Origin of the sequence: Sphingopyxis flava (assembly GCF_900168005.1) — a bacterium.
GTDB lineage: Bacteria > Pseudomonadota > Alphaproteobacteria > Sphingomonadales > Sphingomonadaceae > Sphingopyxis > Sphingopyxis flava.
Window position 1 is genome coordinate 1 of record NZ_FUYP01000102.1, and the last position, 1,236, is coordinate 1,236.

General features: G+C 65.5%; 1 protein-coding gene. It reads left to right on the top strand.

Features of this window, described 5'->3' with window-relative positions; genetic code table 11:
• Nucleotide 1 precedes the first annotated feature (1 nt).
• Nucleotides 2-1,236 (top strand): IS3 family transposase gene (locus B5X69_RS20685; RefSeq protein ID WP_245798833.1). Its coding sequence is split into 2 segments (ribosomal slippage), with 1,233 coding nucleotides annotated over them: nucleotides 2-343 and nucleotides 346-1,236; the frame shifts between segments, so codons are not numbered across the junction. This gene is flagged as partial in the annotation.

The window sequence follows — 1,236 nt, forward strand, 5'->3', positions numbered from 1 at the left end:
TATGACCGACAGTAATCCCAGGAGCTATGTGCATGCGGAGGTTCTCGGAGGGGTTCAGCGCCGTAGGCGGTGGACCCCGGAAGAGAAGCTCCGCATGGTCGAAGAGACCTTCCTGCCCGGCAACAGCGTGTCGCGTGTGGCGCGCATGCACGGGGTGGCGCCGAACCAGCTGTTTGGCTGGCGCCGGCAGGCGGCAAGCGGCGCCCTGACCGCTACCCGTGCGGGCGGCCAGGTGGTTCCGGCCAGCGAGTATCGTGCACTCGAGAACCAGGTTCGCGAGCTGCAGCGCATGCTCGGCAAGAAGACCATGGAGAACGAAATCCTGCGCGAGGCGATCTCGCGGGTGGCAGCTCCCAAAAAAACGCCGTTGCGCACGCTCTCGTTGCCGGAGGGCGACCTGTGAGCGCGGTGGCAAATGCATTGGGCGTGTCTCGGCAGCATCTCTCGTCAGCCAGACGCAAGGCCGCTGCCCGAAGCCGCGGCAGACCTCCGCTTCCCGAGGAAGAGCTCGTCGCGCGTATTCAGGCCCTGATCGCCGAGCTGCCGACCTATGGCTACCGCCGGATCCACGCGCTCCTGCGGCGGCAGGCGCGCAATGGCGGGCCATCTGCGCCCAATGCCAAGCGGGTCTACCGGGTGATGAAGGTGCATGGCCTGCTGCTCCAGCGCCATAGCGGCAAGGCGGACGAGCGTCGCCACGATGGGCGCGTCGCCGTCGATACTCGCAACACCCGCTGGTGCTCCGACGGCTTCGAAATCGGCTGCGACAACGGCGAGAAGGTGCGGGTCGCCTTCTCTCTGGACTGCTGCGATCGCGAGGCGATGGGCTTTGTTGCCACCACTGCCGGCATATCTGCCGAGGATGTGCGCGACCTCATGACCGCCACCGTCGAGCACCGCTTCGGCCGTGTGAACAGGCTGCCCTCTACCATCGAGTGGCTGACGGACAACGGTAGCTGCTACACCGCCAGAGAGACCCGCCGCTTCGCCCGCGAGATCAACCTCAGGCCGCGCACAACCCCCATCGAAAGCCCACAATCCAACGGCATGGCCGAGGCGTTCGTGCGCACCATGAAGCGAGACTATGTCCGCGTCGCCGAAAAGCCCAACGCCAGAGCCGTGATCAACCAGCTGCCCAGCTGGTTCCACCACTACAACACCGTCCATCCGCATCGCGCACTTGGCTACCTCGCCCCGCGCGAATACATCGTCCAATCAACCAGTGAGGAACTGTCC